Here is a 9,709-nt window from a genome sequence, read left to right as displayed (position 1 = left end):
TAAAGATTATTGTTATAGTGCAAGCATTAGCATAGCTTATGATTTTATGGTCAGAGGTCACAAGCGGACGCTTGCGCCAGACAAGAGTTTGCCTTCTCATCCGCCTCTTATAGCGCAAGCTTTAGCATAGCGGTGCTTGTGCTTTTATTTTTAGGTCACAAGCGAACGTCAGTGCTGCAGAGCTTAACTGCATAAAATTTTCAGTTGCCGGTAAAACTCTTTTATGTTTGTCTTGTCCGGAAGTCCTGCTACTTGTCCATCTCCAAGTTCTATGATTATGAATTTTCCATTTTTTTGCCGGGCAATGTCCATACTAAAAAAATTACTTTTAATTTGTTTTGCAATTTTTTCAAATTCCACAGTATCTGGCCTTTCAAGTTTGTATTCCCCTTCCTCCCAATAATCGTAACTGCCGATAAGTTTGTTGTTGCAGAAAAACAGTCGATATTCTTCGGTCAAAGGCATTCCGCTTTTTGAGTGAAGTGTTAAGCTGTTAAGTTCGATAAATTCTCGCACAACAATTCCTTCGTTTAAATATTTATCACGAAGTTCTACAAGTGTCAGTATAGATTTTTTTAATTTGTCTGCGTCAGAAGCATCTGCCACATAACAAGCAGTTTCCCAATTGTGTTTTTCGGATTTAACATAATCTTTTAGAATTACAGGTTTTTGTCCGAAAACTTTTGATTTTTCTATGAGTTTGTCAATACTATTTTTATTGTCAAATTTTTCAAAAACAGTTTTTGCCGTACTGTTTTCAATGAATTTTAAACTGTCTGGTAAATAATGGCAATTCTGATATTCTTTGACAGAATTAATAAGCCTAAAGTTTTTTGATAGTAATTCATTATAGAGAATAGAATATTGCTGAGGTGTCAGCATCCAGCCTCTGTAAATTATATTTACTAATTTTTTATTACGCCTTATTCCTTCCGTCGAAATAGAAAACCGGTCTGTAGATGTCAGATCTTCAAAGCTGAACAATAGCGTTTCAAATCCATTCTCTCTTGCAGAAATAAATTCATCTTCAAAATCCTGATCAACTTTGTTCCGTTCAAAGGGGTCTTTACAAAATAATATATAATGCTGTTCTGTCATTTTATTTGCAGTATTCATTTCACTTACCTAACAGACAGTTTTTTAAAACGTATTTTTCTTTTCAATTTCAGGTAGCGCTTCATCAATCCTTTTTGCAAGTTCAGGAAGTTTAATCGTTGGAACCGCAGGAAACAGATGATGTTCTAAATGATAAAACATACTGAATGTCAGCTTATTTTTCCACCAGCTTCTCTGGGTTCTTGCATATTCCGGACTTTCATGTGTATCATGGTGTACAGTCCAAACAGCAAAAAATGCCATCAAAAATTCTCCGATTAGCATCACAATAATATGATAAATCAAGAAATCTATCTTGAAATAGAAAACAATGCAAACAAAAACAGCTATAGAAATAAGTTCCAAAACCATATTTCTTCGGTAACTTTTATTTCCTAATTGCCAGGTTACTTTATGAATCAAAAACATATGAACCGGTCCGTATAAAATGGCTCCATACCAGGTCATATTTGCAGACTTCCCTTCATAATCGTCTTCCGACAAGCAATATTTATGATGTCTTATATGATTAAATTTCACTGCATGAATAGACACTAACATTAAAATACTGTTAATATACAGAGATAACCAGGTCAGAAATTTGTTTGTACCGAGTGAGTTGTGAAATCCATTATGAACTTGCCTTAATCCTGTTAAAAAGAAAAAGGCTGAAAAAGGGAGAGCTAAAATGTAACTACCAGAATAAGCGAGGGTAATTGAGATGACAAACCATGGAATTGTCAAGTTGTTTTCAATTAACATTTCTCTCCATGTTAACCTTTTCAAGTCTTTCCATTCGACTTTTTTTAATAGTTCCTGATGTGTCATAATAAAATGATTTTTCGTTAACAGAATAGACAACTATAGTTATTTAGACGAAACTAATATATTTATTTTCCTCAACAGTATTTCTATATATGAATTTAATTTTCTTCAATATTTCATTATATGTAATGAAATAACTACACCCACTAAGCCTTTGGCTTCTTATAGCACAAGCATGAACATAGCACTAATTGTGCTTTATACCATTGTGTCACAAGCGGACGCTTGCGACAGACAAGATTTACCTTCTCATCCGGCCGTAAATAGAAAAGCCCTGACAAAAGTCAGGGCTTTTAAGCTGAGATATGTTTACTTTATTTATTTCGTAACCTTAACGACGACATCATCAATAAAAATACGGTTTACAGTAGATGGCCAGTTACCGGAACGCTGGTCAAAAGCTCCTCCTAAAAGCCAAAATTGGGTTTCAGAAGTCGCTCCTGTAATCACAAAGGAATAGGTCGCTTCCGGAGCTTGCCATGAAGCCCGGCAGGATTCCAGATTAGAATTTGTAGCAGCTAAATTATTGATTTTAAACTCACTTACACTCACTTTTCCCGGCCCTTTGACACCTACGGTAAGAAGATTATGATCACCGCTGGCATAGCGGACAGCTTTAAAGGTAACCAAAAGGTTTTTGGTACGTTGTACATTAGCAAGTTTCGGAGAAATAAGATCCCCTCCGTAATTAGTCCTGCCCAATTTTATAAAACCCGGACGTGCATAAATAGAAGCATAACTTCCTCCTCCTTCGGTCGTATTGATAGTACTTGTCCAGCCTTTAGCTACTTCAGCTGAAGTCCAGGAGCCAATCCTTGTTTCACCGGTGGTTACACTAAAAATTTCACTTCCATACGTTAACCAGGAGAAGTTCTCATTCAAAACAACGTCACCCTCGACCTGCAGCTTCACTCCTTTTTGATAAATCGTCAGCGGAGCAGTTTGCTGTACCTCATCCAGAAACAAGAGCAGATTTGCGGTACGCTCAATATCTGTATTCTTATTAACCTTGATCGTGACAGGCGTATCACCGGACCCCTCTGATGGAGAGATGCTCACCCAGTCTGTGTCTTCTCCGGGAGCTATTCTCCATTTCCCTGTAGCACGAAGAATATAATTACCTGTAAGACCAGCTTCAGGGACATCTAATTTTTCCGAAATGCCGTCAATTTTCAGATACGGATCCTTTTGCTGTTCTCCGTTTGTAGCTGCAGCCTGCTCAATCTTCAGTACGTTACTTTGCAACTGTCCGTTGACGGTAAAAAATAAAGTCATCGCACGCGCTTGCTGATCTGTGTTTTTGGTCACTGTAACGGTGAACGTTCCTTCGCCGTTACCTTCTGCAGGATCGATCTTAAACCAGTGCTCTTTACGCAAAGGCTGAACTTTCCAACTTCCGGCAGACTGTACAGTAAAAGTTTGGGACGAACCGTCTGCAACAGATTCCATCTTCGAAGGATTATCCTTAAGGGTTAAGGAATCGTTTATTTCATTTTCATCCTTACAGGACGAAAAAAATATAGTTAAGGTAAGACAAAAGGCAAATATTGCTTTTGGCAGAGCCTGTAATGTATAATAATAGGTCGTTTTCATGGATTTCATAATTTATTTTACCTGCATCTCTACACGTTCTTTCATTATTGTCGTGACATTACCTATGGTATATTGGTAAGACAACAGGAACACATTGGTCCGCATACCAAAAGCCTCTTCTACTTTGAATTTATTAGGATAAGCCGGATCGTTATCCAATTGTACAATCTTGATGTCTTTGTAAGGCTTTATCGTTATATTATTGAAATCATCCATCTCCAGTATAAGGCAATTTTTCTCAATATTAGGGACCTTGGACACGAAGGTTTCACTTCCGGCCACCATACGCACACTATTAGTGGTCAGCGGAAACAATTGCTTATTTGCTGCTGTAGCCAGACCGTTTGCAAAGCCGACCATCGAATACATCGAATTTTTTGCCTGCGAAGCAAACTCATTCTCAATAATAACCTGATACAACATAGTACTTTTAGTAGGTTTAATTTCAACACCGGAAGCATTGGTTGCTTTTAGTCCTATAAAGTAGGTAGAATCCGGCGATAATCCATCCGGACGTAATTTTATCATGGTGCGTCCGGTCAGCTCCCCAGCTTTGATCACGATTTTATTATCCATGATCTCATATTTTTCCTTAGGCAGTAATTTAGCATAAAGATCCTCTGCATTGTCATACACTGCAAAATTATATTTTGTTAAGGGCGCCGTATCTTCTTCCAGTCCGATGATCAGGTCTTTGGTAGGCGCATGAGTCCCTCCCGAAGAAGCCGCTACATATCCAATCACCTCCTCACCGGTCAGCTGAACAACTTCTTTAAAAGTATTGTGATAATCAGAACTGATCAGCGCCACCTCATTTTTATACATTTCCTTTTCGAATATTTCATTGTCTTTACAGGAAGTAAATACGGTAGAAATTGCGAGTATTGCTATCAAACTTTGTTTCATAAATTTCATATTATGGTCTTCCGTCGTCCATAAGGCTCCCGGAAGACCTTACATTTTCTTCTGTTGCTTAATCCTAATTATATCCCGGATTCTGATCCACCGAAGGCAATCTTCGCATCTCTGCACGTGGTATAGGTACCCAGATCAATTTTTTATCCACCTGACGGGTCAGGAACGAGGAAGTTCCTGGAGAAACCCTTCTGTAGAAAGACTCGCGGGTTGCACCGTCCGGATTCATTCCGCGGATAGGTTCCCGTTCTGTCTCTTCATACATACCCCAGCGGCGCACATCGTAAAAACGTCTGTTTTCCCATAAAAATTCGACCATACGCTCACGCTCAATCTGTTTTTGTACCTCCGCTTTACTGGAAAGCTGAGCAGATGATAATCCCGGTAAACCCGCACGGTAGCGTACAGTATTAAATGAGGTTTTGATTTCATTCTCATCCCGGCTAATCGTATAGCTTTGAGTCCCCATCTGTACGGTATGACTTCCGGTAAGATTATTCATTGCCTCTGCATATGACAGTAACATTTCCGCATACCGGATAATCGGATATGCCTTCGGCATCATCCGGGCACCTGTACCGGTAAGAGCATCAAAAGCATGGTTCCATTTTTTGATCACATATCCTGTAAGCGGATAGTTAGGTGAAGATGCCGATACCCCGCCACGACCATCTGACTCCTGATAGAAGTATTTGGCCGTATGGTTATTCAGTGTCGTGCTGGATAAAGCCTGCCAGACAGCGCCGTTGAATCCTACCGAAGCATAAAAACGCATCTCCCGGTTAGCATACATCTTAAATATTCCTGCATTCAGAGGATAACCGGAAAAGTTACGAGACTGACTCGTAAAAAGATCCGCAAATGTCCCTCCTGCCGGAAGATCAGCAACCGCTTCAAAATACGTATCACCACGAGCCTCTTCTCTGGTACGTCCGTCATCCATCAGGTAGGCATCCACCACTTTTTGAGTTACGGAGAAACGTCCCCAGCCACCTAATGTCGGAGGAAATGCACCCTGGTTTAAATTGGTATTGAGATAGGCTGTATTTCTTCCCCAAATATATTCCGGGTTGATAGAAGCAACAGCTTCTCCGGTAAACACATCAGAATAAGATCTGAATGCATCGATTCCCTGAGCTCCGTTCGGATAGGCGCCATAGAAATTAGGATCAGAAGTAACACCGGCAGGCAGCACAGGAGTTCTTTCGTCAGCCGGCACCGTATACAATTTGTACCTTCCCATATCCATCACACGTTTAGCTGCAGCAGCGGCCACAGCCCAGCGTTTTTCATCGTATTGCTGAGATACATAATGTACCCCGTCTGTCTTACGCACCCAACTACCATAATAAGAGTTAGCCGCTGCTCCACCGTTAAACAACGGACTGGCATGGATCAACCGCAGACGCGCGATCAAAGCAAATGCAGCACCTTTGGTTGGTTTACCAAAATCCAGTAAGCTGACATCCAGAGGCAACTGTACTGCAGCCTTTTCAAATTCGCCGCAGATGTATTCCATCGCCTCATCATATGTCGCTCTCGGACGGTCATAATATTCAATCGTCTCATTGGTACTCACAATATCATCTCCCAGCAAAATCGGAGGACCAAAATCTATAATCAGATTGTAATATGCATAAGCACGTATAAAACGGGTATATCCTTCAATCCGGTTACGATCGGTATATGTCATATCTCTGGGCACATCGAGATTCTTCAATATCGTATTTGCCTTACGGATAATTTTATAATATTTCCCCCACTGATTAAGTCCGCCATAAAAATCAGGAGTGATATTTCCGGTAACAAAATCCATCCCATAGTAAATATTGGTAGTTCCCGTACCGGTCAGTCCGTTTATTGCTTCATCAGTTGCCATCGGGCCGGGTGTATAATTACTGCGGATGGTATTGGACTCATCCGGAAACATAGCTGCTGCACCCCACATGTAAGCTTCTATATAACGGGTGTTTGTGAATGCCGAATCGATATTAAATTCGTCATCAAAATAATTGTCGATATTAAGATAATCTTTACAGGAGGTTGCCATAAACAACAGCTGTACAGCCAGTGCGACTTTCGTTATTCTTTTTATGATTACTGACGTTTTCATGTCTTTCATTTCTATCTGTGCTACTAAAAATTAATATAAGCCTGTACCGAGTAGGTCGATGGTATAGGATATTTACGTCCGCCCCAGGCAGCCTGTTCCGGATCAAATATTTTGACATTATCCCAGATATACAGGTTGTTTCCGACAAACTGAAGATCCATAGATTTCACACCTACACGTTTAAGGAAGTTCGGACTCACATTATAACTCAGTGTGACCTCCTGTAAGCGGATATACCGTGCATCACCCTGCCAGAATGTAGATAGCTGGCTGTTGTTGCTGTTATTGCCGTATTGCATACGCGGGAAACGGGCGTTTGGATTTTCCGCCAGTGATAAATCTATACCGTGTTCCAAAGCGTAATCTCTGGGAATCCATCTGTTGGCAGGATCATTGACCAGAGAGATCAGGTTTCCTTCGGTTCCACCAAAGAAAGGCATATAACCCATACCTGTGTTTTCAATCACTCCTTTGTAGTTCATCGGTTGACCGACATAGAAGAAAGAAGTTTTACCTGTTCCTTTGAAAAGTACGCCCAGAGAAAGATTTTTATAACGGAACTCTCCCCCAAAGCCATACATCGTCAACGGGTAATTACTGTGGGTCAATGGCACTTTATCTAAAGAGTTAATCACACCGTCCCCATTTACATCCTTATACTTGATATCTCCGGGCAAAACCGCTCCAAAACTTTGTGTTGGACTATATTTGATATCATCTTCATCCTTGAACAAACCCAAAGACTGATATCCGCGGATAGAGTTGTACGGATAACCGTTATACTCCAGATAAGAGTATTCCAGATAAGCCTGTTCCCAGTTTTGCACCACATTTTTAGAATATGTAAAATTACCGCGAAGGGTCAGCGTCATATCGTTATTGATCTTGGTGGTATAGGTGATGTTTCCATCCGCTCCGGAGCTTTTCATACGGCCGACATTTGCATAAGGATTAGAAATGACCCCTACATAATCCGGCACCTGTACACGTGGCTGGAAAATACCATTACGCTGATCCTGGAAAAAATCAATCACAAAATCGATCTTGTTATTGAAAAGCTTTCCTTCTATACCGACGTTAGATTTGATAGCACGCTCCCAGGCCAGGTTATCAGCTCCGATACGGGTTTCCGTAATGGTTTCAATACCACCGACTCCCCATACATTACTTTCGTAGATATCAGCCTTTGTCAGATACGGAAAACGTACGGCGTTAGTAATACGGTCATTACCCACTGTACCGTAAGAAGCTCTGATTTTAAAGTAATCTAACCATGGCGCAGCTTCCTGTACAAATTTGTATCCTGTAGGCACCCATCCCAATGCTATGGATGGAAAGAAACCGTACTGGCGACCCGGCTGAAAGTTTTCTGAACCGGTATAACCAAAGTTAACATCTAACAAATAGGTATCTCTGAAACCATAAGTAAACCTGCTTGATACCCCCTGATAACGCACCGGGATTGCCGTAAGATTATTCGTAGCATCATCCGTATCTTTTGCATCGCTCAGGTAATAATAAAGCAATGCTGAGGTACGATGATCCTTCCCGAATTTCCGGTCGTAATTTAAAGTAGACTCAAAATGGTATTTACGGTACTGTCTCAATCCTTTCAGGTAAGCAGCAGGTCTTTCCTGTACTTTTTGAGCCATTATTAATGAACCATCCAGATTACGTCCTGTCGCTTCATACAGTGCAGGCTGTGTCCATCTGCGCTCTGCAAAATAACTGTGAATATCATAAGCTCCCTGTGCACGTACTTTCAATCCTTCCAGCAGGCTTTTTAAATCCTGATCAAGTGCAAGTGTTACCTTTCCTTTGTAAATCTGCTGATTGTAACTTCCTGTACGATTGATCATCACATATGGAGAAGAGCGCTCACCGCTACCTATACCCGGTAATAACCCGTTGGAATATTGAATCGGAATAGAAACAGGTGTAAGTGTGGACTGCGTTTTCCAGATAAAATCTGTATCTGCTATACCCGGCTCTTTCTTATCGGATAAAAATCCATCTGAACCTAAAAATACTTTAGTCGTCTTTGTCAGGTTAAGGTCTAGATTAAGACGGTAATTGTATGTATTGTAACCGACATTGGAACTATAAATAGAATTTTTGTCCACTTTATAGGCTGCCGTTTCTGTATTACCACCCAGACTCAGAAAATACCGTGCAACTTCAGATCCTCCTCGGCCGGAAGCATAATAGCTCTGACGCCAGAAATTTTTATTCAGGATTTCATCCTGCCAGCTGATGTCCGGATACATATCGGGATCCAGATTATTCTTTATAATACCTAATTCCGTATCGTTAAATAGTGGTTCACTACCACGTACTGCAGAAGCCTCATTTGCCAGCTGGGCGTAATCGTATGCACGAAGATATTCGGGCAGACGGCTAAGGCGTGACATCGTCGAATTGACACGTCCTGTTATCTGAATGCGATCTACAGTACCCCGCTTTGTCGTTACTAAAACGACTCCGTTGGCTCCCCTTACTCCGTATACCGCAGTGGCAGATGCATCTTTCAGAATCGAGAAGCTCTCCACATCTGCCGGGTCAATGGTATTTAAATCCCCTTCAAGACCGTCTATCAGAACAAGTGCTTTCGCATTTGCCCCGAAAGTACCGATACCCCGTACCCAGAAGTCTGCAATATTCGCTCCGGGTTCACCGGAGGTCTGCATTGAAATAACACCCGCAGCACGTCCGCCTAATAAGTTGGCGATAGAAGGTGCCGGACTCTGCAATTGTTTCACATCTACAGTAGTAATAGCCCCAACGGAACTGATTTTCCGCTGCTGGGCGCCCAGACCAACGACCACGACTTCATCTATATTGGTACTCTTTTCCGGTAAGGTAATAGTTAGATTGGCTGTAGACTCTACCACCAGATGTTCTACAGTTTCATACCCTACACTGGTAAATACAAGCCTGTCCCCGTAAATAGCTTTAATATTAAATTTACCTTTTGCGTCTGTCGAAGTCGTCCCGGTTGGTTTATCTTTGACATAAATCGATACGCTGGATACGGGCTGTCCCTTGTCATCAACGACATTCCCCGCAATCGTTAGCTGTTCTTGTTCTTGTGTTTGTTGTGCATACGTAACCGAAAAACACAGGTATAGCGGTAGCATACACAAAAAGTGAATGATCTTCATGATATTG

6 protein-coding genes are annotated in these 9,709 nt (G+C 41.1%); all 6 read right to left on the bottom strand.

Annotation, left to right across the window (positions count from 1 at the left end; translation table 11 throughout):
* Positions 1 to 183: 183 nt before the first annotated feature.
* A complete protein-coding gene (locus B4B65_RS07920) occupies positions 184 to 1,116 on the bottom strand; it encodes an ATP-grasp domain-containing protein (protein WP_293914900.1) in 933 nt (310 codons plus the stop codon).
* Between the two features lie 24 nt (positions 1,117 to 1,140).
* Positions 1,141 to 1,923: a fatty acid desaturase family protein gene (locus B4B65_RS07915; protein WP_293914898.1), complete on the bottom strand. Its 783-nt coding sequence runs from the start codon at positions 1,921 to 1,923 to the stop codon at positions 1,141 to 1,143.
* Positions 1,924 to 2,238: 315 nt separating this feature from the next.
* A complete protein-coding gene (locus B4B65_RS07910; RefSeq protein WP_293914896.1) occupies positions 2,239 to 3,522 on the bottom strand; it encodes a BACON domain-containing protein in 1,284 nt (427 codons plus the stop codon).
* 3 nt (positions 3,523 to 3,525) lie between these two features.
* Complete coding sequence (locus tag B4B65_RS07905; RefSeq protein WP_201680229.1) at positions 3,526 to 4,419, bottom strand: BT_3044 domain-containing protein; 894 nt, start codon at positions 4,417 to 4,419, stop codon at positions 3,526 to 3,528.
* Between the two features lie 73 nt (positions 4,420 to 4,492).
* On the bottom strand, positions 4,493 to 6,541 hold the full coding sequence (locus B4B65_RS07900) for a RagB/SusD family nutrient uptake outer membrane protein (RefSeq protein ID WP_293914894.1): 2,049 nt from the start codon (positions 6,539 to 6,541) through the stop codon (positions 4,493 to 4,495).
* A 23-nt stretch (positions 6,542 to 6,564) separates the two neighbouring features.
* Positions 6,565 to 9,702, bottom strand: coding sequence for a SusC/RagA family TonB-linked outer membrane protein (locus B4B65_RS07895; RefSeq protein WP_293914892.1), 3,138 nt, complete (start codon positions 9,700 to 9,702; stop codon positions 6,565 to 6,567).
* Positions 9,703 to 9,709 lie beyond the last annotated feature (7 nt).

Source organism: Sphingobacterium sp. UBA5789 (assembly GCF_002418355.1).
Lineage (GTDB): Bacteria > Bacteroidota > Bacteroidia > Sphingobacteriales > Sphingobacteriaceae > Sphingobacterium.
Note: the sequence above shows the minus strand (reverse complement) of the source record. Positions and strands in the feature narration are given on the sequence as shown.